This window comes from Vibrio penaeicida, assembly GCF_030689305.1.
GTDB lineage: Bacteria > Pseudomonadota > Gammaproteobacteria > Enterobacterales > Vibrionaceae > Vibrio > Vibrio penaeicida_B.
Genome location: NZ_JAUYVM010000021.1, coordinates 1 through 21,623, shown reverse-complemented (window position 1 = coordinate 21,623; position 21,623 = coordinate 1). Strand labels below are relative to the sequence as shown.

Annotated in this window: 29 protein-coding genes; 13 read left to right on the top strand and 16 right to left on the bottom strand. The window is 44.2% G+C overall.

Annotation, left to right across the window (positions count from 1 at the left end; translation table 11 throughout):
- The 8 genes from Q8W40_RS23945 to Q8W40_RS23910 form a co-directional block, all read right to left on the bottom strand.
- Entirely contained in the window at window positions 1-258 is a 258-nt protein-coding gene (locus Q8W40_RS23945) for a hypothetical protein (protein ID WP_305400841.1), read from the bottom strand.
- A complete protein-coding gene (locus Q8W40_RS23940; protein ID WP_305400839.1) occupies window positions 248-691 on the bottom strand; it encodes a RebB family R body protein in 444 nt (147 codons plus the stop codon). Before Q8W40_RS23940 ends, Q8W40_RS23945 begins: the two co-directional genes overlap by 11 nt.
- Before the next feature lie 115 nt (window positions 692-806).
- Complete coding sequence (locus Q8W40_RS23935) at window positions 807-1,100, bottom strand: hypothetical protein (protein ID WP_101111120.1); 294 nt, start codon at window positions 1,098-1,100, stop codon at window positions 807-809.
- A 57-nt stretch (window positions 1,101-1,157) separates the two neighbouring features.
- Window positions 1,158-1,442, bottom strand: coding sequence for a RebB family R body protein (locus Q8W40_RS23930; protein ID WP_101111121.1), 285 nt, complete (start codon window positions 1,440-1,442; stop codon window positions 1,158-1,160).
- A gap of 48 nt (window positions 1,443-1,490) precedes the next feature.
- Window positions 1,491-1,757: a RebB family R body protein gene (locus Q8W40_RS23925; RefSeq protein ID WP_004398402.1), complete on the bottom strand. Its 267-nt coding sequence runs from the start codon at window positions 1,755-1,757 to the stop codon at window positions 1,491-1,493.
- Between the two features lie 24 nt (window positions 1,758-1,781).
- The gene (locus Q8W40_RS23920; protein ID WP_101111122.1) at window positions 1,782-2,051 is read right to left on the bottom strand and encodes a RebB family R body protein; all 270 of its coding nucleotides are present in this window, start codon (window positions 2,049-2,051) and stop codon (window positions 1,782-1,784) included.
- 52 nt (window positions 2,052-2,103) lie between these two features.
- Window positions 2,104-2,304, bottom strand: coding sequence for a RebB family R body protein (locus Q8W40_RS23915; protein WP_101111123.1), 201 nt, complete (start codon window positions 2,302-2,304; stop codon window positions 2,104-2,106).
- Between the two features lie 93 nt (window positions 2,305-2,397).
- Window positions 2,398-3,591 carry an AraC family transcriptional regulator gene (locus tag Q8W40_RS23910; protein WP_305400835.1) on the bottom strand — a complete coding sequence of 398 codons (1,194 nt, stop codon included), beginning with the start codon at window positions 3,589-3,591 and terminating at the stop codon, window positions 2,398-2,400.
- A 441-nt stretch (window positions 3,592-4,032) separates the two neighbouring features.
- Between Q8W40_RS23910 and msrA the strand changes: the two genes are divergently transcribed.
- Complete coding sequence (gene msrA, locus Q8W40_RS23905; protein ID WP_305400833.1) at window positions 4,033-4,665, top strand: peptide-methionine (S)-S-oxide reductase MsrA; 633 nt, start codon at window positions 4,033-4,035, stop codon at window positions 4,663-4,665.
- 38 nt (window positions 4,666-4,703) lie between these two features.
- On the opposite strand, the gene Q8W40_RS23900 is transcribed toward msrA, so the two are convergent.
- Window positions 4,704-4,913: a DUF1107 domain-containing protein gene (locus Q8W40_RS23900; RefSeq protein WP_305400831.1), complete on the bottom strand. Its 210-nt coding sequence runs from the start codon at window positions 4,911-4,913 to the stop codon at window positions 4,704-4,706.
- A 208-nt stretch (window positions 4,914-5,121) separates the two neighbouring features.
- Here Q8W40_RS23900 and Q8W40_RS23895 point away from each other — a divergent pair, with 208 nt between their 5' ends.
- Window positions 5,122-5,673 carry a YtfJ family protein gene (locus Q8W40_RS23895; protein WP_305400829.1) on the top strand — a complete coding sequence of 184 codons (552 nt, stop codon included), beginning with the start codon at window positions 5,122-5,124 and terminating at the stop codon, window positions 5,671-5,673.
- Between the two features lie 103 nt (window positions 5,674-5,776).
- On the opposite strand, the gene Q8W40_RS23890 is transcribed toward Q8W40_RS23895, so the two are convergent.
- Together Q8W40_RS23890 and Q8W40_RS23885 are read right to left on the bottom strand one after the other, a co-directional pair.
- On the bottom strand, window positions 5,777-6,169 hold the full coding sequence (locus Q8W40_RS23890) for a RidA family protein (RefSeq protein WP_126609614.1): 393 nt from the start codon (window positions 6,167-6,169) through the stop codon (window positions 5,777-5,779).
- A gap of 55 nt (window positions 6,170-6,224) precedes the next feature.
- Window positions 6,225-7,673 (bottom strand): N-acyl-D-amino-acid deacylase family protein, encoded by a 1,449-nt coding sequence (locus tag Q8W40_RS23885; protein ID WP_305400826.1) that lies wholly within the window; start codon window positions 7,671-7,673, stop codon window positions 6,225-6,227.
- Between the two features lie 351 nt (window positions 7,674-8,024).
- On the opposite strand from Q8W40_RS23885, the gene Q8W40_RS23880 reads away from it, so the two are divergent.
- Both Q8W40_RS23880 and Q8W40_RS23875 read left to right on the top strand, forming a co-directional pair.
- Window positions 8,025-9,278, top strand: coding sequence for an amino acid deaminase (locus tag Q8W40_RS23880; protein ID WP_305400824.1), 1,254 nt, complete (start codon window positions 8,025-8,027; stop codon window positions 9,276-9,278).
- 75 nt (window positions 9,279-9,353) lie between these two features.
- Window positions 9,354-9,743, top strand: a complete 390-nt coding sequence (locus Q8W40_RS23875; protein ID WP_305400822.1) for a RidA family protein — start codon at window positions 9,354-9,356, stop codon at window positions 9,741-9,743.
- Between the two features lie 107 nt (window positions 9,744-9,850).
- Here Q8W40_RS23875 and Q8W40_RS23870 read toward each other — a convergent pair whose 3' ends face one another.
- Both Q8W40_RS23870 and Q8W40_RS23865 read right to left on the bottom strand, forming a co-directional pair.
- A complete protein-coding gene (locus Q8W40_RS23870) occupies window positions 9,851-10,843 on the bottom strand; it encodes a M48 family metallopeptidase (RefSeq protein WP_305400821.1) in 993 nt (330 codons plus the stop codon).
- On the bottom strand, window positions 10,843-12,096 hold the full coding sequence (locus Q8W40_RS23865; RefSeq protein ID WP_305400820.1) for a YjgN family protein: 1,254 nt from the start codon (window positions 12,094-12,096) through the stop codon (window positions 10,843-10,845). Before Q8W40_RS23865 ends, Q8W40_RS23870 begins: the two co-directional genes overlap by 1 nt.
- A gap of 109 nt (window positions 12,097-12,205) precedes the next feature.
- Between Q8W40_RS23865 and Q8W40_RS23860 the strand changes: the two genes are divergently transcribed.
- From Q8W40_RS23860 to Q8W40_RS23850, 3 genes are all read left to right on the top strand, one after another.
- Window positions 12,206-12,370 (top strand): hypothetical protein, encoded by a 165-nt coding sequence (locus tag Q8W40_RS23860; protein WP_305400819.1) that lies wholly within the window; start codon window positions 12,206-12,208, stop codon window positions 12,368-12,370.
- 77 nt (window positions 12,371-12,447) lie between these two features.
- Window positions 12,448-12,840, top strand: a complete 393-nt coding sequence (locus Q8W40_RS23855) for a DUF2061 domain-containing protein (protein WP_305400817.1) — start codon at window positions 12,448-12,450, stop codon at window positions 12,838-12,840.
- Window positions 12,841-12,915: 75 nt separating this feature from the next.
- Entirely contained in the window at window positions 12,916-13,821 is a 906-nt protein-coding gene (locus tag Q8W40_RS23850) for a bifunctional helix-turn-helix transcriptional regulator/GNAT family N-acetyltransferase (RefSeq protein WP_305400816.1), read from the top strand.
- Between the two features lie 13 nt (window positions 13,822-13,834).
- Here Q8W40_RS23850 and Q8W40_RS23845 read toward each other — a convergent pair whose 3' ends face one another.
- The 3 genes from Q8W40_RS23845 to rraB form a co-directional block, all read right to left on the bottom strand.
- Window positions 13,835-14,359, bottom strand: a complete 525-nt coding sequence (locus Q8W40_RS23845; RefSeq protein ID WP_305400815.1) for a GNAT family N-acetyltransferase — start codon at window positions 14,357-14,359, stop codon at window positions 13,835-13,837.
- Window positions 14,360-14,469: 110 nt separating this feature from the next.
- Window positions 14,470-15,267 carry a glycosyl hydrolase 2 galactose-binding domain-containing protein gene (locus Q8W40_RS23840; RefSeq protein WP_305400814.1) on the bottom strand — a complete coding sequence of 266 codons (798 nt, stop codon included), beginning with the start codon at window positions 15,265-15,267 and terminating at the stop codon, window positions 14,470-14,472.
- A 172-nt stretch (window positions 15,268-15,439) separates the two neighbouring features.
- Window positions 15,440-15,853, bottom strand: a complete 414-nt coding sequence (rraB, locus tag Q8W40_RS23835) for a ribonuclease E inhibitor RraB (protein WP_101111139.1) — start codon at window positions 15,851-15,853, stop codon at window positions 15,440-15,442.
- Between the two features lie 662 nt (window positions 15,854-16,515).
- On the opposite strand from rraB, the gene arcA reads away from it, so the two are divergent.
- The 6 genes from arcA to Q8W40_RS23805 form a co-directional block, all read left to right on the top strand.
- The gene (gene arcA, locus Q8W40_RS23830; RefSeq protein WP_104399888.1) at window positions 16,516-17,736 is read left to right on the top strand and encodes an arginine deiminase; all 1,221 of its coding nucleotides are present in this window, start codon (window positions 16,516-16,518) and stop codon (window positions 17,734-17,736) included.
- Window positions 17,737-17,903: 167 nt separating this feature from the next.
- Window positions 17,904-18,908 (top strand): ornithine carbamoyltransferase, encoded by a 1,005-nt coding sequence (gene argF / locus Q8W40_RS23825; RefSeq protein WP_305400813.1) that lies wholly within the window; start codon window positions 17,904-17,906, stop codon window positions 18,906-18,908.
- A 227-nt stretch (window positions 18,909-19,135) separates the two neighbouring features.
- Complete coding sequence (gene pyrB / locus Q8W40_RS23820) at window positions 19,136-20,065, top strand: aspartate carbamoyltransferase (protein WP_305400811.1); 930 nt, start codon at window positions 19,136-19,138, stop codon at window positions 20,063-20,065.
- Window positions 20,066-20,080: 15 nt separating this feature from the next.
- Window positions 20,081-20,542 (top strand): aspartate carbamoyltransferase regulatory subunit, encoded by a 462-nt coding sequence (gene pyrI, locus Q8W40_RS23815; protein WP_305400809.1) that lies wholly within the window; start codon window positions 20,081-20,083, stop codon window positions 20,540-20,542.
- Between the two features lie 212 nt (window positions 20,543-20,754).
- Window positions 20,755-21,039 carry a DUF2607 family protein gene (locus Q8W40_RS23810; RefSeq protein WP_305400808.1) on the top strand — a complete coding sequence of 95 codons (285 nt, stop codon included), beginning with the start codon at window positions 20,755-20,757 and terminating at the stop codon, window positions 21,037-21,039.
- Window positions 21,040-21,078: 39 nt separating this feature from the next.
- On the top strand, window positions 21,079-21,623 hold a 545-nt coding region (locus Q8W40_RS23805), incomplete at its 3' end, for a ZrgA family zinc uptake protein (RefSeq protein WP_305400806.1).

Sequence of the window (21,623 nt, the reverse complement as noted above, 5' to 3'; positions counted from 1 at the left end):
CTAGTCATTAGGAAGCAACTGCTGAAGCTGCTCATTGATTTTTCCTATCTCTTGTTCAAGCAAGCCCTCTATATTACTGAGCATGCCATTCACTTCAGATTCAATCTTATCGACGGATTCTTCGGGATCAGAAACGTTAAATTGTTCACGAGATTTGGCGATCATCTCTTGCACTTCTTGCTGCTGATCTCGAGTAAAGGCTTCGATTTGTTCGAGCTGTTTTTTTACATCAAAATTCAACACGTTTTCACTGCTCACTGCTGCTATCCCCTTTATCTTTCTTCAAAAAACCCAGTAAGCTAAATTTGCCTTTTTTGGGTTCTTCCACCTCTGTTGGTTCTTCAGCGACAGAGGTCAAAGGCTCTTCATCGTGCCCCATTCTTTGCACCTTAGTGCGCGCGAGTGCTGGCTCTTCTATGGGTGCATTCACTTGCACAAGTGGCTCTGGCTTGACTTGGGTTTGAAGTAACCTTGCACACGCATTGGTGACAGAGGCTGCGGTGGTCATTTGAGACTGCTGCTGACTGGTCACAGCATTATGCATCGAGAGACCAAGCGTATCTGCTAGAGTGGTTTCCAGCAGACTGGTTGGCTGAACAGAAAAAGCCTGAAGCGTATTAAATTCATCAATCGTTTTACTTGAGACTTCATGCTCAAATTCGTTTTCAAAGCGCGTATCCTGCTTATCCATGTTCGCTCCTCTTTGATCTCTGGATAATGGTGTGTTGTGACCTATCGCCGCCGTTTAATGGGTTGAAAGTTGCTTTACTAAAAAAAAGACCGCCTGGCAGAAAAAATGCTGCGAATTATTGAGCTTGGTCTTGCAATACCGTTGCGACTTTCTCACCGACCACCCCAAAGTTTTCCGCACCATTGGTGACGACCCTTTGTGCCTGATCGATGATCTGAAAGTACTTGGTGTCCCCTGTTTCCAGCATTTGGCTTAACGCCGTACCAATGGCGGTTGTGCTCAAGGTATTTAGGTTTCTTAAGTTGTCGGTCGCATCCGCTAATGCCATAGCAGAAGACTGCGCAACCGACTGGTTTGCCGCATTAAACGCGGAGTTTTCTTGATCGGGTGGTGAATTAAGATCTTTCATGTTGATGCCTCCTTAGAGAGCACCTTTACCGCTTTATAAGTAAAGGTGCCTTCTGCATTACGCGTCTTTCTCGATAATGCCTTCAGCGCTTCGACCAATAACCGAGCTACCGATAGACATAAGCGAGTTAACACCCTGCACCGTTGCCGCTTGCATAGTGATTTGCGCTTGTTGTTGACCTGCTGTGGAGTTATGAGCGGCTGTGCCCAATGCCTGGCTGGTAGACATCAGTAAGTTGCCCATTGCCATCGCTGGTGTTTCACCCACAACTTTTGTATTTACCTGAGTGACTGAGTCTGTAACCTGACCATTTACTGTAGTTGGTGCTGTACCATCTGCCATGTGAATATCCTTTTAGAAGTTAAGTAAGAAAAAGCGAAAGAGTTAGAATTAACCCTTCTCGATAATGCCTTCAGCACCACGACCAATCACTGAAGAACCGATAGCCATCAATGAATTGACGCCTTGTACCGTCGCTGCTTGCATTGTGATTTGTGCTTGCTGCTGCGCTGCTGTTGCATTGTGAGCAGCATTGCTTAACGCGTGGCTGGTAGACATAAGCAGGTTGCCCATTGCCATTGCAGGCGTTTCACCCACAACTTTTGTGTTCACCTGTGTTACCGAATCCGTGACTTGTGCGTTTACTGTATCAGCCATAATAATCTCCTAGTTTGCTATTGATTAAGCTGCTGGTTGAGGTTCTAAAATCAGCTCAACACTTCGTCCGATCACTGCTGTGCCTGTGGCAAACAACGAGTTCACGCCTTGAATTGTTGCTGTCTGATGTACCAATTGGGCCTGTTGATTTGCGCCGGTGCTATTGTGTGCAGAGATCCCCATTGCTTGGCTGGTTGCCATTAGTAGGTTTCCTCCTGCCATAGCAGGCGTTTCGCCGACCACAGAGGTATTTACTTGCGTTACAGAATCTGTAACGGCTCCGTTCACTGACATAGTTAGTGCTCCTGTTGATGAAGAGGTACACAAAAATGCACCCCAGAACCGGTTAAGAACCTTTTGCTGCGATGGAATAGATAAGCCCAGATCCCAATGCAGTGTTTGTCACCAAGATGGTTTGAATTTGCTGCTGTGCATGAGTGGTATTTTCAGCCGCTTTCCCCATGGAATCCGCAACCATCGTTAGGTGCATATTCCTAGAGGTAATGGGAGAAAACTCGCGCAACATCTTCTCAATATCGATTTCCATCAAAATGCTCTTTGTGTCCGTTCATGTGATTCATATTACGCATCACTGGTGAGTCAAACTTGGCGAAAACGACGGACAATTAAGGGCTTCATATCAAGCTGGAGAGCCACAAAAAGCAAACTGAGTGCGCTGCCTTTTTTGCGCTCGGTATTGACGAGGTGTGCAGTCGGCATAACGCTTAAACATCTTCTCGAAGTGGCTTAAATCACCAAATCCGGCTTGCAAGCACACGTCCGTGACTTTAAGCATTGGGGAAGCATCGAACAGCTGCTTGGCTTTTTGAATACGGACTTGAACCAGTATGGCTTTAAAAGAGAGGTTTAGGTGCTCACGAAAAAGATAAGAAAGGTGAGAAGGGCTGGTATAGGCGGCGCTGGCCATATCGCTCAGTTTTATGCATTCGGTATAATTCTTACCAAGAAAGATCAGGGCTTTTCTTAGTGCTGGATGCAAATTTTCAAGTCGTTCAAATCGCTGCTCCAATACGGTTTCAAATATATCGTATGTGCAGTCTTTTTTAGAAATAACACCTAAAGATAATACATCTTCCTCACGAATAACTCCGTCGCAGCACGACACAATTAATATTAGAAAACTTCGCATCTGAGTAATATTTCCAGGCCAATCATATTGCTTGAATAGGGACAAGGCGCTAGGAGATATTTGTATCTCTTCTCCCATACCAAACTCGCATAAAATATGTGCTACATACTCAGGCACATCCTCACTTCTTTCTTTTAATGGAGGTATATTAATTTCAACATACGGTAAATTACTTTCTAATATCACGCCAATAAAATCATTATTTCTCTTGAGTCTTTCTAATGGATCTCGACAGGATATTATTAATCTCACGTTATTTTTAATTAGCCAATCATGATATAGGCCTATAGTAAATTGGCTAATCAACAAGTCCTGTATATCTCCTGAGAGCACGTCAATGTCTTCTAAATATAACGTGCCATCTTTCGCCTCTTCTAACGCCTTCTCTAGATGACATTTATACGCATCAATCCCACTGAAATTGGAAGAAATACGGATAAAACGACTGGATGGTATACGGCTTTTCTGATGAATAAACTCCGCCAGTTCAATCTTTTCAGTACCTACCTCCCCTGTAATAAAAACCGACATTTTCATTTCAATAGCAAATTGTGTTTGCTGCCTTATTTTCAGTACAGAAGGTGAATGGCCTACTATTGGTTCCTTTTTTATTATTTTATTTAGTGTTTTTATTTTTTCTAACTCATTGGTTTCTGTATTTATCGTATTAGATATTGTGTTCAAAATTAAATCCTTTTATCTAGCCAAGTTACGTTGAACACACATCCTAATTGGGCAACTTATTAAAATATTGGTGTTTATTACGATCTTTACGAGTGATTCGATGATGAGATAATGTAAGAGAACACTATAAAACAAGGAATTGAGATAAAAGATAAAATAAACTTAAGAGCTTCATACTGGATGATTTAGAGCAGTAAGGTCACTTTCTATATATACAGGTGAGATCGGTTCACTAATAATTTAAATGAATCATTCAAAGGAAATAAAACTTATAACTGTTATTATTTAGAATCCACAATTAACAAAAACATACTATTAAATCTATCAACTACTCATACAAAAACCAACTTTAGATACGAGTTGATGCCAATCCGTCATTGATTCTTTCACCGTAACTATTGTTAAATGCAGATAAGAACCTCAGAAACGAAAGGAATCAACATGGCAGACAAACTCACAATGGTGTCAGCCAACGATGCATTGCCAGGCCGAAGCACACCGCTTAACGTAGAAGCAACGCATTTTGTGAATCAATCAAACCTCTTCGACGCACCAAAAGGCACCCAACAAGAAGTCTTGCTTGGCTTAGGTTGCTTTTGGGGTGCAGAACGGCTGTTCTGGAAACTGGATGGCGTAGTCTCCACCTCGGTTGGGTATGCAGGCGGGTTTACGCAAAACCCAACTTATGAGGAAGTGTGCACAGGACAAACTGGGCATACGGAAGTGGTGCGAGTGGTATTTGACCCTGAAGTTATTTCGTTCAACGCATTGCTGAAAACTTTCTGGGAAAGCCATGACCCAACTCAGGGGATGCAACAAGGGAACGACATGGGCACGCAATATCGTTCAGCAATCTACGTGTACAGCGAAGAACAAATGATGTTGGCGTTGGATTCGAAACTGGAATATCAAAAAGCATTGTCCGCTGAACAAAGAAACGCCATAACCACCGAAGTGTTGCCTGCCCCTACTTACTTTTTTGCTGAAACGTACCACCAGCAATACTTAGCAAAAAATCCTCAGGGATACTGCGGTATCGGGGGAACGGGCGTTTGTTTCCCCCCTGAAAGCTAAATTCGGCTCCATTCAGCTTAATCGCGTTAAATACCCAATTAGGCTGAAAAACTCGAAAGGGAGTCAATCGTTGCATTGACTTCCTTCATAACGACAAGCATCTGCTTATTATTAATGTCTGGCAGCACGACTTTACCTTGTTCAAAGTAAAACATTCCGATCCCAGCAATACAAAATGATCCTTTGAACAGAATCTTGACGAATTTAGCAATCTGCTTTGGATGATAGTGTTTAAAGACCCGTTCCATGATTCCCTCCACCCTTTTTTGACGCTTTTTGAATTTCGTGATGACTTTGTGTTCAGCTCTGCAAAATTAGAGCCAAATCGGCAAATTGAGCGCCAAGTATTCGCGTTAAAACGCAAAATTAAGCTAACCTGTGAATGCGGACACATCACATCAACAGAATGTGCCGTTCTTGCAAATAACTAATCAATAAAATCAGCCGGATAATATTATGAAACTGAAATTGCTCTCCACCCTGATCCTTGCTGCTGCACCAATGATGGGCATGGCGCACACCATAGAGATAGGCAAAGGCTTGCCTACTGTGAATGTCGCTAGCCATGGTGAACTGATGCTACAAGGTGACAAAATCGAATACGCCGAATGGTCCACAGCCAAATTGACAGGCAAAGTGCGTGTCATTCAGGCAATCGCTGGACGTTCTAGCTCTAAAAAAATGAACGCCCCTCTGATGACAGCGATTACCGCTGCCGATTTCTCTAAAGATGCCTACCAAACCACCACCATTATCAACCAGGATGATGCCATGTGGGGGACAGGATCTTTTGTAAAGTCGTCAGCAGAAGACAGCAAAAAAGAGTTCTCTTGGTCTTCCATTGTGCTGGATAAAGAGGGAACGGCGGCAGGCGCATGGGAGCTGAAAGAAGAAAGCTCCGCCATTGCTGTGCTCGACAAAGAAGGAACGGTTCTGTTTGTAAAAGAAGGATCGCTAACGGAAGACGAAATCGCCAAAGTGATCGAGCTTGTTAAAACCAGCTTGTAGCGTTTCTTACTTTGAATGACGGTGTCCTTTTAACAGAAACCGTGCAGTGCATAAACCAAGAGCGCCAAACGGCGCTCTTTTCAATTAAACGAGATTCGTTGTTTTAGCGGCGATCTTCTCGATAACAGGTCACATCCACTTCGACTTTCACATCCACCACCAAATCACACACCATGCAGATACGTGCTGGCGGGTGTTCGCCAAAGAACTCTTTAAAAACCTTATTGAATGATTGAAAGTAGCGAGAGTCTGTCAAAACCACTTTAACGTGAACCACGTCTTCAAGCCCATATCCGGCTTCAGTCATGATGTCGACACAGTTTTGAATCGCCAAACGAGATTGATCGACAATCCCACCTTCCACCACTTCTCCATCTGTCATCGGCGTTTGACCCGACACGTACAAAAAGCCGCCCGCTTCTGTTGCTCGTGCAAATGGCAAGTGCTGCCCACCCGTTCCCGTTCCGCCTTCAATGCCGTAACGCTTAATTGTCATAGTAATCTCCAGTTCTTACATTCCAGTTCTGTACGTTAGGGCTTTGCCCTTCGCTTTAATTGTTTCTGTATTCGTTTCTATACAAGAATCGACCGTGCCGCGATTGGGCGACGCGCCCGTTTTGATAACTGATTTCTCCATTCACCATAACGAGGTGAACACCTTTTGCCGCTGCAACGGGGTTTTCAAATGTCGCTTCGTCGCTAATTTCGTTAGGGTCGAACAACACCAAGTCAGCAAAGTAACCCGACTTTATTTCCCCTCTTTTGGCTAATCCAAAACGCTTGGCAGACATGCCCGTCATTTTGTGTATTGCCACTGGCAACGTGAAGAGCTTTCGCTCGCGGCTGTAATGCCCTAATACTTTGGGAAACGCCCCCCAGAGCCTAGGATGAGGATGGGGATCATTCGGCAATCCGTCGGAACCGACCATGGTGAGTTTGTATTTCAATACACGCTCGACATCCGATTCGTCCATGCAATGATAAACCGCACCAGCAGGCTGTAGCGCTTTCGCTGTATCCATTAACGATAAATTCATCTCACTGGCAATGTCTTTGAGCATGCGCCCCGCGAGGTCCGGTCGGGTATCCGACCACGTAATGAAGATATCAAAGTCACTGGTGACTTGCTTAAGATCCAGCGTGGAAGAGCTAGCAGAATAGGGGTAACAATCGCAGCCAATATCTTGATGCTTCGCGGTTTTCTCCATCAAATCCAACACTTCAACGGTGCGTCCCCAGTTACCTGCTCCTGCGCATTTTAGATGAGAAATAACAACTGGGACTTTCGCATATTTTCCTGTACGAAAAGCTTCATCCATTGCTTCTAGTATTTGTTCGAATTCGGTTCTCATGTGGGTGGTATAAATACCACCAAACTCGGCAAGCTCTTCCGCTAAAGCCATGACCTCTTCTGTGGGGGCTTGCTTGGCGCTGGCATAAGCCAATCCAGAACTTAGCCCTAGCGCCCCTTCTTGCATTGCTTGATTCAATGCTTCTTTCATAGCCACTATTTCTTGAGTCGATGCTGCTCGGTGCAATTCATTCATCACATTGTTACGAAGTGTGGTGTGCCCGACCAGAGCTGCTACATTGACGGCAGGCTTCGCGGTTTCAACCGCTTGAGCATAAGATTGGAAAGTCGGATATTGAAAATCTGATTGCTTACCGAGCAAGTTCATCGGGTCGGGGGGATCGCTTGCTAGAATTGCAGGAGAAGCGCTAATTCCACAGTTACCGACAACCACGGTTGTCACGCCTTGGCTTATCTTGGCCAAGCAATCTGGGTAGCGAATCACATTTGTATCATCGTGCGTATGCACATCAATAAAACCGGGAGAAAGCGCCAAGCCATTGCCATCGATCAAGGTGATCGCATCAGTATTGGCAAGATCGCCCACCTCCATAATGTGCCCTTCTTTTATTGCTACATCTGCACTGTACGTGCTCTCCCCCGTGCCATCGACGACAAGCACGTTTCGGAACACAACATCGTATTGCATTTCCCTTCCTCTATTTGGGTATTACCACCTAGCCTATGTTTTTTTCTAACATAAGAATCACGAGCATAAGGCGCGCTGTTACAACAACAATCCCATCATTAAAAATGAAACAGAATAAGCCCAATAAAACAATAAATTAAGCTTGATATCGAAAAGAAACCCACGCTTTTACGGTCTTAATATAAAGTGGATACTAGGCGGAATTAAATGGTCAAACAGTGAGAGGACGCACAGTTTAAAAAACGGTGTGTGATAGTTTCTATCATTCATTAAAGCTAGAATCGAGATAAGGCAAAGTACTGATTGAAGTTTTGACCTTGTTAGAAAAACAACAGGTAGGAAAGTAAATCCATGAAGAGCGTTACTCATTACCAAAACAAATTTGAAGCCGTGGGTTCCAAAGGCGTTTGGGCTGAAAACAATAGTAAAGGTCAATACAGTTTGATCAATGAAGAGATCATGCTGCCGGCCGCAGTTATCAAACAATCAGCGATACAAAGTAACCTCCAATGGATGCAAAACTTTGCCGACCAGCATGGTGTTAAGTTAGCGCCTCACGGCAAAACCACCATGACGCCAGGTTTGTTCCAACATCAATTAGAAGCGGGGGCTTGGGGAATAACAGTCGCCAATATTCAGCAGGCTTGGGTTGCCTATGAAGCGGGCGCTAAACGTATATTGCTGGCGAACCAATTGGTGGGTAAAGCCAATATGGCTAGAGCCTCTCAATTGCTGTCTCAAAATGACGTCGAGTTTTTTTGCTGCGTCGATTCGCAAGAAAACGTACTGCAACTGAGTCGATTTTTCCAAGAACGCCAACAAGTGATCAACCTATTGATAGAATACGGTATGGCAGGCGGACGCTGTGGTGTCAGGCACCCAGAGGCGATGCAAAACATGGCGATGATGATCCGAGATTTGCCTGGCGTCGATCTTCATGGCATCGAATTCTATGAGGGGGCGATCCCCAAATGTGAAGATTCAGAACGTCGGATCCGATATTTTATTGGCAGCGCTGTTGAACTGACTCTGTCTTTCAAACAGCAAGGCTTGATAAAGCGCCAGTGCCCCATTCTGACAGGAGCAGGTTCAGCTTGGTATGACGTGGTTGCTGAATGCTTTACCAACCAATCACACCTCACCACCGTCATTCGACCCGGCTGTTACCTCATTCACGATAAAGGCATTTATCAAGATGCGCAGCAAACCGTCATGGAACGCAGCCTGCGTGACGATAGTGTGGCTTGTCATATGGGTGGAGATCTCACGTCTTCCTTAGAGCTTTGGGCGTATGTTTTGTCCATCCCTGAGCCGGGAAAAGCCATTATCGGTATGGGAAAACGAGATGTGGCATTCGATGCTGGTTTACCCATACCTGAACGCGTCTATCGCAATGGCGATGCGATAAGTATCGAAGGACTAACCGCGACCGATATTATGGATCAGCATACATTCTTAGCTATTCCTGAGAACAGTGAGCTGACTGTTGGTGACATTGTTGTATTTTCAACATCTCACCCTTGTTTAACCTTTGATAAGTGGCGCTATATTTGTGTGTGTGATAACGACTACCAAGTGACGCATTTAGTAGAAACGCATTTTTAAAACGCTCACCTCTTTACGAATAGTGACTCAAAAGGCACACTGAAACCCCTTTTGAACAACGTGGAAACAAAAATAATGACGAAAGTTTTGCACACTGAATCTGCCCCTGCTGCTATTGGCCCATATGTACAAGGTGTTGACCTTGGCAACATGGTACTGACTTCTGGTCAAATCCCAGTGGTTCCAGCAACTGGTGAAGTACCAGAAGACATCGCAGCACAAGCGCGCCAATCTCTTGAGAATGTAAAAGCCGTCGTTGAATCTTCAGGTTTGACGGTTGCAGATATCGTAAAACTTACAGTTTTTGTAAAAGATCTGAACGACTTCGGAACAGTAAACGAAGTGTATGGCAAGTTTTTCGATGAGCACGATGTCGCGAATTGCCCAGCGCGTTCATGCGTAGAAGTTGCCCGCTTGCCAAAAGATGTAAAAATCGAAATTGAAGCGATTGCGGTACGTAAATAGCCTTAGCTTTTAATAAGATACGGCTTTGAAATGAATACAGAAACGAGCGCACTGGCGCTCGTTTTTTTATGTCCAACCTCTATCTACTGTGAGTAGAAGTTAGAACCCTATTCCCTCGCCTCTTGAATGCGTTTTTCCATTTCAGGGTGCGAACTTAGCCACTCCGGAATATCACTCGATTCCTCTTGTAAGCGCTCAAAAATCACAGCCAGCGGTTCACTCGTTCCGTATATCTTCTTTAGCGACTTTTTAGCAAATTCGTCCGCTTCTATTTCTGCTTCTCGGGAATGCCCACTTTGCAAAACAAAAACACCGGCTCCAACCATAGTATCAATAAGCCCCGAGCTTTCACCTGTCATAACGGCTACCGTTGCAGAAACCAAACTGGATGAGACGAGCCTATGCATGACATGCTGATGATAAATATGACCCAGTTCATGCAGCAATATTGCGTCGAGTTCTTCTTCCGTCTGAGCAAGCTCGACCATATCGTCAAGCATAATGATCACGCCCCCACTTAATGCAAAGGCATTGGGTGAACCATCAGACGATCGAAACTTCAGCTGAGGAGCAAATGGAGCGGGCGGGAGTTTATCTAAGTGCTGATAGAATCGCGTTCTAATGGCATCTTGCTGCTCAATAGGTAATTCAGAAGGTGAAAGCCACTCTTCATCAATGGAAGTTAAAACATAATCAGCCAACACTTCATGCGCTTCATGAGGCAACCAATTCACCACTTGCTTACTAAACCAAGGAATACCATGAGTAAAAGAACCTATGGTTAATCCAACGATCAGCAATGTGCTTACTATGATAGCTTTTGCGTTTTTTTCCAGCTGACTTAGGCTGCTCTTTTTTCCATGCTGTACTAGAAATTCATTGACCTTCTCAGCACTGCTGGGCACGAACAACCACCCTGAAGGTAACCGGATTTTCGGCGGCAATTTGCCAGGTGAAGCTGTGATGTCCATATCATGAATAGACGCGCTGAAAATCTGCCCGTCCACATGCAGATACATAAAGTCACGCTGCGACAAATCCAGCTCCGCCTCTATGCGTGCGGAGCTTTTGGGCGGGTGGGCAATCCCTTTGACTCGCATTAGCCAATCCCAATGTCGACATCAAAGACATTAGACAATTCATCGGAAACCGCCGATTTCATGTCCTGATCTTCCCCTTCAACCACTAGGTTTGGCAGATCGCCAATCACATAGGTATGGTTAGCAAGGAAGTGGCTGGTTCTGACCATGACCCACGGTCTTGCGATACCGAAAGTCACCAGTTGCAGCAAAAAGTTCGTCATTATCAGCCAGACAAAGCTCCACGTTGCCAATGTAGATTCAAACGCGAAGCCCGTATTTTCTGTTTTTTCTTCATCACCTTGAACGTGCTCACTCTTAGCTTGATCGCTTGCATCAATGTTTAATTGTGCAAAGGTGTAATTACGCATTTGAGCCGTTTTAAAGGCATTAGCGATAACCCCGACAAAGAAAAGCCCAATGTAAATCGCGATAATCAAACCGAAGAAAGCAAAATTAGGGAACCCGCCATCAGAAAGTGTAAAGTCTGAAGATACCATTGAAAGCAAAGAAGCCCCTGCGAACAAAGACGCAACAACACCAAACGCAATCGACAAGCCAAACGCAAACAGCATGGTTTTAAGATAAATCGCTAAGTAAGCCTTGACGGTATATTGAGCAGAAAACGTTCGCTTACCATAACGGTATCCGTTAGCAAAATAGTTCGAAATTCCCACCAAAACCCAGACGAACACAAAAGGTATCGTCAGCAGTAAAAGTACACCAACCGGAACGATCTCGAAGCTAATTGCCGCCATAGCAGCGAGAAACAACGCAATGATTGCCATCCCTCTCCCTAGAATAGTCATGTAAGCTTCCTTTAATGTCCCAGCAAAAGAGAAGTGAACATTGCGGTAACTGGTCATTGCGGAATCAAACCGCGCATTACTCCAAGCCAGCCAAGGTAGAATGGCGAGAAACGCCAACATCAGAACCCCACTCACTTCGGGTGCAAACTGATTTGATACGCTCCAAATGATAAAAACAACCACCGCTATAATACGACCCTTTAAAATTTGAATCGGCTTAGCGTGATATTCAAAGCCATCACCATCGAGCCGAGTGTTGCCGTAAAAATATTGATTGGTTCTCACCTTCGCCCACGCCGAATAAATACCCAGCGTAATCACCGATAGGAGAACGTTAACGATCCAAATCCCAAAAAACTCTGCGCCTTCCCCTTCAAATTTGAACGAGTATTTGTTGTTCTTCTCTTCGATACGACTGCTCTCTACGATGCAGTTGTTCTGTTCAAGACTGTTGTTCTGTTCCATATTTTTCCATTCTGACGTTTTCGCTCCATACCTTTTTATTCAGGTCATTATTTTATTCAGATCGTCGTTTTATTCAGATCGCTGTCTTCGGTTAGGGAGCGTGAGAGTGATGACCAAGCAGCTTAAAGTGCTACTGTCGGTTAAAAATAACCGCTACCTAAAATACCAGCCTGATCAAATATCAGCCACTAACCAATTCATTCGCTTCAACTTTATTTTCAATATTGCGAATCAAGCAATGCGCACGCCAATGGTGTTAGGTATTAACAATTGAAATGATAGAAACAATCGTTTTTACCGAAATTAAAGAAGCAGAGATACTAGGGTCTATTCACTTACGAGGACAGAATAATGAAGAAAACACTCACTTTCGCCGTACTCCACTTTTCAATCGCATTTTCTGTCGCGTATCTACTAACGGGGGATATTTTACTTGGCAGTTTAATTGCGATGATAGAGCCCTCAGTTAATACCGTTGCTTTCTATTTCCATGAAAAAGCCTGGGTTCAAATACCGTGGCTAAAACGCTACCAATCCCAAACTCAATTAAAAACAGCCAGTTTTGCCAGCGTGCATTTTGGTGTCGCATTTACCGTCACCTATTTAATTACGGGGGATGCATTCATTGGTGGCGTCATGGCACTGTTGGAACCCAGTATTAATACGGTTGCTTACTATTTCCATGAAAGAATTTGGCTAAAGCGAAGCAGTTTGGCTCCGATTTGCCAACACAACCACATTTAATATCCTTGCCTCTTGATTTAGTTGCTAAATCACACTAAATATAGTTGTTAGTCGCAACTATATTTAGTGGTTAATATGGATACCTCAACGCTACGTACTCTTTCTCGCAACCTTATCCGTGAACTTGGTTTACTCGATAAGCAATGCGGGAACATCGATTTATCTCCGATTCAAGCGCACTGTTTAATTGAATTAGAGCAGCAGGTACTCACCGTAAATCAGGTTGCTCAAAGGCTGAACATCGACAAATCCAACGCCAGCCGGGCACTTAAAAGCCTCGCCAGTAAGCTGTGCATTGAAGTCACAGCGAATCAACAGGACAAACGCAGTGTTCTCTATACATTAACGGCAAAAGGATACGATCTTCTTCAGCAGTTAAACCATCAACAAGACGTGCGCTACGAAGCCGCACTAAGCCAAATGTCTTTTGAAGAGCAAGCAAAGTTACAGAGCGCTCTGGATCACTACATTCGCTCACTGACATCATCCAAAATGAACTATGAATTAACGCTACGCCCAATACGAAAAAGCGACAACGCCGCATTAGCCGCAGTGATCCGAACGGTTTCAGAAGAACATGGGCTTTCTTCTGATAAAGGCTATAGCGTGGCGGACCCGACTCTAGAATTTTTATACGACGTGTACTCGCAGCCCCGCTCCCAATACTGGGTTATCGAGAACAATGGAAAAATAGTCGGAGGCGGTGGTTACGCCCCTTTACGTGGTCGAGATGACGTGTGCGAATTACAGAAGATGTACTTTTTACCGGAGGCCAGAGGTAAGGGGTTAGCCAAAACCATCGCCAAAATGGCCATGGAGCACGCCCAACATCAAGGTTTCAAGCAGTGTTACCTTGAAACCACCCAATGTTTGAAAACCGCCATCAAACTCTATGAAAACCTCGGATTTGAACATTTAGATGCCCCGTGGGGGGATACCGGTCATGATGCCTGTGAAGTGGTGATGGCTAAGGCACTTTAAGTCATTTGTTTAATTAAAACAGCTCCCCTAAGAAGTCTATGCTTGTCATTTTTTGAGGGGGCTTGCTCGTTCCTAGGCTCCTGATCATAATGCCTTTGATTTTTTCTACAGACACTCCATAGTTCTTACCTTCATGAACTCTAAGCCATTGTGCCACTGGGTTATATTCAACAAACCCATATTTGGAATAGATGTTAGGAACATCAGCCACAAGGATATTGCATTCTATTCCCATATCCCTGCTCATGGTCTGAACCTCATCAAGCATGGATTTTAAGAACCCTTTCTTCCTGTACTTTTCATCGACCCATGCATCCGACACCCCAAGAATGGGTAAGAATGATTCATCAATATTTATATATCTATAAATTATCGAACATTGAGAGACCAATTTATCCCCATCAAATATAACGATAACCCCATAAGGCACTTGTTTATAAAAGTAGTTATTTGACGAATGATTCGGAAAGCTCTTATTTCTGCCTTCTATTATCTGATTTTTAAGCGTATCGCTAATGTCACTTGCATGAAAAAACACATTAGATCCTTTATGTAAAACAGCCAGGTTGAGCTGCTAACATAAAATCATAATGTGGAGGGAACCGATAGCTGTCACATTTGGTAGTGATACTAATTATTTGTACTTCACTAAACAGGGAAGTGCATCACGCAGAGATCTTTACTGAGTCCTATCCGCATATTTTGGCTTTGCCCGTCCAGCATCACATCCAATTGGTAGAGATCGCGATCGTCTGGGAAAATTGGATTTGCATAGCGCGGTGCTTCAACTTGGAACAACGCTGTAGCGTGATCGGCTCTGACATCAATAGGGATATGATAGGTCATGCCATCAAATTTTACCGATGCCGACACCAACCCCGCTGCGAAGGTTTGGTAGTAGAGGTCCACTTTAAACTCACAACCACCACCGTGGTGCCAGATCTGCTCCGTGGTAATATGATCAAGCCTCAAATTTCGGATAAATTGCAGGTACGGAGCCTGCCATATTCCAACCCGCTTATCTGTTTCTAACACAGGCTCTGGGGTTAACGGGCAAATCTCAGGTGTTTCGTCCAACAGCCAATCTTCATCTTGCTCTAAGAACAAAATTTCAAAGCGATTTCTACCTGGCTGTAAATAGGGGCGAATGTCCTTCTTATAACGATTCTGAGTGCCATCGCAATCAAATATCGCGACACCATTAATCCGAACCTCGGCATAGTAATCAACACCAGCCATCACCAAATCCACCGCTGGAAATGCCAACATCGCATCATCGACTTCAATATCATGCATTAAATGCCATTCTTGATTTCGGATGTCAGATTCAGAAATGGACTCAGGCAACACATCGCTAAGCGGTGCTGGGAAAGTGATGTCATCCTGCGGGATAGAGAGGTCTGTTAGCGGTGAAAGCTGCCAAAGACCAGCGAGCGAAAGTTGCATGATAAATTGAGCCAGATCAAGTTTGGAGGCATTATAATGAAAGTAGACACATAATTTCTAATGAAATTTCAATTGTCTGACCACCACATTGCCAAAACGAGAATCAAAGTCTTTGTTTGGAGATAAAAAAACGCCAGCATTAAGCCAGCGTTTCTCGATGAGGATGGGAAGGTTATTCTTCGTCGTCTTCTTCAACGTCGTAAGCGGCATCTTCACCTTCATAAAATGTACCCCACCCGTCGTAAATGATGTCGTATTTTTCAGCAAGGTTAACCAGCTTTTCTACTTGTGCATCGATGAGTTCAGCATTTAGAGCTGATTCCATAACGGCATCACAACAAAGAAGTTTGTTGCCATCTTCATCTTCTGTTTCTTCTGCTTCAAGGACTTCAAAGCCCATTTTGAACGCTTCTACTACGGCTTTTTCTAGCGTATTGAAGTCTTCAGCAAACAGGTGATGTTCAATTTCATACAGAGCATCAGGTTCACTGCCGTCTTCAAGTAATGCACTGATGATTTCGCGAGTGTCTTCTTTTTGAATTTCAAGTAACGCTTCTACCGATAGGTATTCATCTTGTTGAGACATTCGATTGCTCCGCTCTCTGGGTAATTAAACGCGTGAAATATGGCACGGTTCGCTGCAAATTACCACCAGCAAACTCAATCCTTGATCATTTTTTCTGCTAACCAAAACCAACCTTGAGTCACAGAAACAAAATATTAACAAATGTACTTACTTTTTTTGAAACAGAACAAAGTCAGGTCAGGCTTTTCACCGCGTTTTTTAATAAATACGCCAATTTATGACTCAATATTGCATAGAGTTGAAATCCATAGAACTGCATAAAATCTAACGATCCACCGTGATTTGACCAGATTAATGCATCTTCATTCACACAGTAATGGGTATCATGACACTTCGCTGACCACCCGACATGAATATTCAGGCACCCCAGCACGGTATCCACTTCACTAAAAAACAACACTAAAATTTACAAATACGAGCCAAAAAGGACTAATCCTCTAAAAATACGCCTTAAACATCGACTTTATCACTAAATTACCGACTTGCATCTTGTCTTCATCCTTGTCATAAATGTGAGTCGGACCTCATTTCAATGCAGGTCGCCCTTTTGTTTCATCTAAACCACTGGCTTATTGCGGCGTTTGTTGCGAGCGCTTGTTACAAGAAAGTGGAATCGGATTAAAGCAAAGGGTCAGTCACGGAATTATTAGAAAGGACACCCAATGAGTAAGCTGTATGTCGGCTCTGAAGTCGGTCAATTGCGCAGAGTGTTGTTAAATCGTCCCGAGCGCGCACTCACCCACTTAACCCCTTCTAACTGTCAGGAGCTGTTGTTTGACGACGTTTTAGCAGTAGAAGCGGCAGGTGAAGAACACGATACTTTTGCACAAACACTAAGAGAACAAGACGTAGAAGTATTGCTGCTTCACGATCTTCTTGTTGAAACCTTAGCCGTGCCAGAGGCCAGAACATGGCTACTTAATACTCAGATTTCAGATTTTCGCTACGGTCCAACTTTCGCGCGTGAGCTGCGTCATTACCTGAGTGAAATGGACAACGAACACCTAGCGACAGTTTTGCTTGGTGGTTTAGCCTATTCAGAGTTGCCTATTGCTTCTGCTTCGATGCTACCCAAGATGCATCAACCTTTGGACTTTGTGATAGAGCCTTTGCCAAACCACCTATTTACCCGCGATACGTCTTGCTGGGTATACGGTGGTGTATCACTGAACCCGATGATGATGCCAGCACGTCAGCGTGAAACGAACCATTTACGCGCCATTTACCGTTGGCACCCTGTATTTGCAGGTCAAGACTTTATCAAATACTTCGGTGATGAAGATTTGCATTACGATAACGCAAATATTGAAGGCGGCGATGTTTTGGTTATTGGTAACGGTGCCGTCTTGGTTGGTATGTCAGAACGAACCACGCCTCAAGGTGTCGAGAACTTGGCAGCTGGGTTATTTGAATCTGGTCAAGCGTCTCAGGTTATTGCGATTAACTTGCCCAAGCACCGTTCATGTATGCACTTAGATACTGTGATGACGCACATGGACGTTGATACGTTCTCGGTCTATCCAGAAATCATGCGTAACGACTTAGAAACTTGGCGCCTTACGCCAAATGGCGGCAAAGCGATGAACGTAGAGCAAGTGCCAAATTACATTCATGCCGTTGAACAAGCGCTGGATGTTGATCACCTTAAAATTATTACGACAGGTGGCGACAATTACGAAGCAGAACGCGAACAGTGGAATGACGCCAATAACGTTCTGACAGTGAAGCCTGGTGTTGTCGTCGCATACGAACGCAACGTTTACACCAACGAAAAATACGATAAAGCAGGGATTGAAGTCCTGACTATTCCGGGTAACGAGCTAGGACGTGGACGAGGTGGCGCTCGCTGTATGAGCTGCCCTATTGAACGCGACGGAATCTAAAAAACACCCGCTCTCCTTCAACCCACCTTGATGTGGGTTACTACACTCAAAAGGTTGATGCTAACAGCGTCAACCTTTTTTTATTTTATTTAAAATAAACATTCACAAAAAGTGAATTTATATGTATAAATGATTTTTAACGTACTTGCCTTATCGAAGGAAGATTTATGGCTTTCAATTTACGCAATCGCAACTTCTTAAAGCTGCTTGACTATACGCCCAAGGAAATTGACTTTCTGCTTCAACTGTCTCAGCAGTTAAAAGCGGCGAAATATTCAGGCACTGAACAGAAAACGCTTATCGGGAAGAATATCGCATTAATATTCGAAAAAGCTTCTACCCGAACTCGATGCGCATTTGAAGTTGCCGCTTTTGATCAAGGCGCCCAAGTTTCCTACATCGGTCCATCGGGCTCTCAGATTGGTCATAAGGAGTCGATGAAAGATACGGCTCGTGTACTAGGCAGAATGTACGATGGCATTCAATATCGTGGGTTTGGGCAAGACATCGTCGAAACACTCGGCAAACACGCTGGCGTGCCTGTTTGGAATGGGCTTACCGATGAGTTCCACCCCACTCAGATCCTCGCTGACTTTCTAACCATGCTTGAACACAGTAATGGTAAACCGCTGAATGAAATTCAATTTGCCTACCTTGGCGATGCCCGCTACAACATGGGGAATTCTCTTTTGGTCGGCGCAGCCAAAATGGGCATGCACTTTACCGTGGTGGCACCAAAAGCCTATTGGCCAAGTTCAGAGTTAATAGATGAATGCCAAACCATCGCTCAATCCACAGGCGCTTCTTTACACTTCACCGAAGATGTAGAAACAGGTGTTCAGGGGGCGGACTTCCTCTACACCGATGTGTGGGTTTCAATGGGAGAAGCACCTGAAGCATGGGATGAGCGCGTGGCACAAATGACGCCTTACCAAGTTAACGCTAAGGTCATGAGCGCCACAGGTAACCCGAACGCCAAATTTATGCATTGCCTGCCTGCTTTCCACAACGATGAAACCACCATCGGGAAAGAGATAGCCGACAAGTACGGTTTAAAAGGGTTAGAAGTTACTGAAGAGGTGTTTGAATCTGAGCAATCCATTGTTTTTGATCAAGCCGAAAACCGCATGCACACAATCAAAGCCGTCATGGTGGCAACCCTCGGACAATAGCAGTAACAAAAAACACAATGTAATCGCTTGCGATCACGTTCCTTAGGCGTATAATTCTCCGCAATTTGTCTGAGGAACGATTAATGAAACACACTCTCATCCCTGATTTAGTGATGATTAAGAAGCGACTAGGCTTCCCTGTTTTGTTTTATTGTTCCCGTATTATTTTTTAAAGCCTCCCTTCAATAGGGGGGCTTTTTTATGGCATCACCATAGGGAAGAAGATCATGGCGAACTCACTCTATCAAAAACACATCATCTCCATTTCTGAGCTGTCTCGTGACGAGCTGGAGCTGATCGTGAAAACAGCAGGTCAGCTGAAAAATGAACCTCAACCAGAGCTCATTAAAAACAAAGTTATCGCAAGTTGCTTCTTTGAACCTTCCACCCGAACACGTCTTTCATTTGAAACCGCAGTGCAACGTATTGGTGGCGATGTAATTGGCTTTGATAACGATGGCAACACCTCTCTGGCTAAGAAAGGCGAGACTCTAGCGGATTCTGTGCAAGTCATCTCTTCTTACGTCGACGCGTTCGTTATGCGCCACCCGCAAGAAGGGGCAGCTCGCCTAGCTTCTGAATTCTCTAATAATGTTCCAGTGATAAACGCTGGCGATGGCGCAAATCAGCATCCAACACAAACATTATTAGACCTATTCAGTATCTACGAAACTCAGGGCAGTTTAGATAACTTAAACGTCGCCTTCGTGGGTGATTTAAAATACGGACGCACGGTGCATTCACTGACACAAGCCTTGGCTAAGTTCAGCAATAACCGCTTCTTCTTCATTGCGCCAGAAGCATTGGCAATGCCGGACTACATTTGTGAAGAGCTGGATGACGCTGGCATCGAATACAGCCTACATACAGAAATGGAAAGTGTGGTGCCAGAACTCGATATTCTGTACATGACTCGAGTTCAAAAAGAACGTTTTGATGAATCTGAATATGCCCATATCAAATCGGCGTACGTGTTATCTGCTGCCACGCTAACCGATGCTAAAGACAACCTAAAAGTCCTTCACCCACTCCCTCGCGTGGATGAAATTACAGTGGATGTTGATAAGACCCCTTACGCCTATTTCTTCCAGCAAGCTGAAAATGGCGTCTACGCCCGAGAAGCACTGCTGGCACTTGTACTTAACGACACTCTGTAACTGAGGAGAAAGATCATGGCTAAAGAAACTCAATTGCAGGTAGAAGCAATTCGTAACGGCACCGTTATCGACCACATTCCTGCTCAAATTGGTATTAAGGTTTTGCGCTTATTCGATATGCACAATTCAGAACAGCGTGTCACCGTCGGATTAAACTTACCGTCTTCTGCGTTAGGCGCAAAAGATCTTCTCAAGATTGAAAATGTCTTTATCAATGAAGATCAGGCGCAAAAACTGGCACTGTATGCGCCCCATGCAACCGTGAATCAAATCGAAGAGTACAAGGTAGTGAAAAAGCTAGCGCTAACACTGCCTGAAAAAATCTTGGGGGTATTCGCATGCCCTAATAGCAACTGTATCTCAAACTTCGAACCTATTGATACGTCATTCTCTCTCATCGAGCGAAATGAAGATGTGCGTTTGAAGTGTAAGTACTGTGAGAAAGCGTTTTCGCGTGAGATTGTCACCGAACTTTAATCATCGTAGATTATCGTTGTGAATATATACTCAAGTCATCTCAAGGTGCTAGGTTCAGCAACACCTAATCTATAGATTGAGTATAAAGAGCGACCACTTAGGTCGCTCTTTGTTGTTGGAATAATGACACCGGTTTGAAAGGGTAGAAAATTCGCTTGCAGCACCCTTGTTATGTTATTACATTTAGCCTTTATTTTTGATATTTGACTCAAATGCATTTACGGACGTTTCAACAATTCTTCGCTTTTCTCGCCATTAGCTGTGTGCTGTGGTTGAGTGCAGCGTTTGTTGTACACAGTCAGGATTGGGAACCTGCGCACCATGAAGAACATGCGTGTGAGATGTTTTCGATCAGTAAGTATGCTCTTTCGGGATCGATTCCTTCGGTTCCATATGTGCCGCATTTTTTCTGGACACAAGCCTACGATGTTCTGAAACCAAGCTTTGCACCGTTGCCGTATTATCATGCTCGATCTCCTCCACTTGTTCACGTTTAGCCATCTACTTTTCATTCAAATTTATAAACAGAGGTAAACATGAACCACGTATTTAAACTTTCACTATTGGCAGCGGCTATCGTTACAACATCGGCACACGCAGAAGAATTTCGTCAACATGATGCGCACGTCCACGGTGTGGTAGAACTTAACATTGCACAAGACGGTGACGAGCTATTGATGGAAATTCATGCTCCGGGCGCTGATGTTGTTGGTTTTGAAAGTGCGCCTAAAAATGCAGAGCAAAAGAAACAGCTAGCTAATGCCTTGTCTGTATTAAACCAAGCAGACAAAGTGATGACGCTTTCTAGCGCCGCTCAGTGTAAGCCGACCTTTACTGAAGTTCGTCATACACTGGGAGAAGATGACGGTCATGATGACCATCATAAGCACGATCATGACAAACATGACCATCACGACGACCATGATAAGCACGATCATGACAAACATGACCATCACGACGATCATGATAAGCACGATCATGACAAACATGACCATCACGATGACCATGATAAGCACGATCATGACAAACATGACCATCACGATGACCATGATAAGCACGATCATGACAAACATGACCATCA

Excerpts from the sequence above, each read along its gene's own strand:
- arcA (WP_104399888.1), top strand. The coding sequence starts at position 16,516 with ATGAGTAAGCTGTATGTCGGCTCTGAAGTCGGTCAATTGCGCAGAGTG.
- Q8W40_RS23850 (WP_305400816.1), top strand. The coding sequence starts at position 12,916 with ATGGATACCTCAACGCTACGTACTCTTTCTCGCAACCTTATCCGTGAA.
- Q8W40_RS23870 (WP_305400821.1), bottom strand. The coding sequence starts at position 10,843 with ATGCGAGTCAAAGGGATTGCCCACCCGCCCAAAAGCTCCGCACGCATA.
- Q8W40_RS23900 (WP_305400831.1), bottom strand. The coding sequence starts at position 4,913 with ATGGAACGGGTCTTTAAACACTATCATCCAAAGCAGATTGCTAAATTC.
- Q8W40_RS23810 (WP_305400808.1), top strand. The coding sequence starts at position 20,755 with ATGCATTTACGGACGTTTCAACAATTCTTCGCTTTTCTCGCCATTAGC.
- pyrI (WP_305400809.1), top strand. The coding sequence starts at position 20,081 with ATGGCTAAAGAAACTCAATTGCAGGTAGAAGCAATTCGTAACGGCACC.
- Q8W40_RS23915 (WP_101111123.1), bottom strand. The coding sequence starts at position 2,304 with ATGGAAATCGATATTGAGAAGATGTTGCGCGAGTTTTCTCCCATTACC.
- argF (WP_305400813.1), top strand. The coding sequence starts at position 17,904 with ATGGCTTTCAATTTACGCAATCGCAACTTCTTAAAGCTGCTTGACTAT.
- Q8W40_RS23920 (WP_101111122.1), bottom strand. The coding sequence starts at position 2,051 with ATGTCAGTGAACGGAGCCGTTACAGATTCTGTAACGCAAGTAAATACC.
- Q8W40_RS23930 (WP_101111121.1), bottom strand. The coding sequence starts at position 1,442 with ATGGCAGATGGTACAGCACCAACTACAGTAAATGGTCAGGTTACAGAC.
- Q8W40_RS23890 (WP_126609614.1), bottom strand. The coding sequence starts at position 6,169 with ATGACAATTAAGCGTTACGGCATTGAAGGCGGAACGGGAACGGGTGGG.
- Q8W40_RS23865 (WP_305400820.1), bottom strand. The coding sequence starts at position 12,096 with ATGGAACAGAACAACAGTCTTGAACAGAACAACTGCATCGTAGAGAGC.
- Q8W40_RS23875 (WP_305400822.1), top strand. The coding sequence starts at position 9,354 with ATGACGAAAGTTTTGCACACTGAATCTGCCCCTGCTGCTATTGGCCCA.
- Q8W40_RS23840 (WP_305400814.1), bottom strand. The coding sequence starts at position 15,267 with ATGCAACTTTCGCTCGCTGGTCTTTGGCAGCTTTCACCGCTAACAGAC.
- Q8W40_RS23940 (WP_305400839.1), bottom strand. The coding sequence starts at position 691 with ATGGATAAGCAGGATACGCGCTTTGAAAACGAATTTGAGCATGAAGTC.
- pyrB (WP_305400811.1), top strand. The coding sequence starts at position 19,136 with ATGGCGAACTCACTCTATCAAAAACACATCATCTCCATTTCTGAGCTG.
- msrA (WP_305400833.1), top strand. The coding sequence starts at position 4,033 with ATGGCAGACAAACTCACAATGGTGTCAGCCAACGATGCATTGCCAGGC.
- Q8W40_RS23925 (WP_004398402.1), bottom strand. The coding sequence starts at position 1,757 with ATGGCTGATACAGTAAACGCACAAGTCACGGATTCGGTAACACAGGTG.
- Q8W40_RS23885 (WP_305400826.1), bottom strand. The coding sequence starts at position 7,673 with ATGCAATACGATGTTGTGTTCCGAAACGTGCTTGTCGTCGATGGCACG.
- Q8W40_RS23860 (WP_305400819.1), top strand. The coding sequence starts at position 12,206 with ATGACCAAGCAGCTTAAAGTGCTACTGTCGGTTAAAAATAACCGCTAC.
- Q8W40_RS23935 (WP_101111120.1), bottom strand. The coding sequence starts at position 1,100 with ATGAAAGATCTTAATTCACCACCCGATCAAGAAAACTCCGCGTTTAAT.
- Q8W40_RS23855 (WP_305400817.1), top strand. The coding sequence starts at position 12,448 with ATGAAGAAAACACTCACTTTCGCCGTACTCCACTTTTCAATCGCATTT.
- Q8W40_RS23895 (WP_305400829.1), top strand. The coding sequence starts at position 5,122 with ATGAAACTGAAATTGCTCTCCACCCTGATCCTTGCTGCTGCACCAATG.
- Q8W40_RS23880 (WP_305400824.1), top strand. The coding sequence starts at position 8,025 with ATGAAGAGCGTTACTCATTACCAAAACAAATTTGAAGCCGTGGGTTCC.
- rraB (WP_101111139.1), bottom strand. The coding sequence starts at position 15,853 with ATGTCTCAACAAGATGAATACCTATCGGTAGAAGCGTTACTTGAAATT.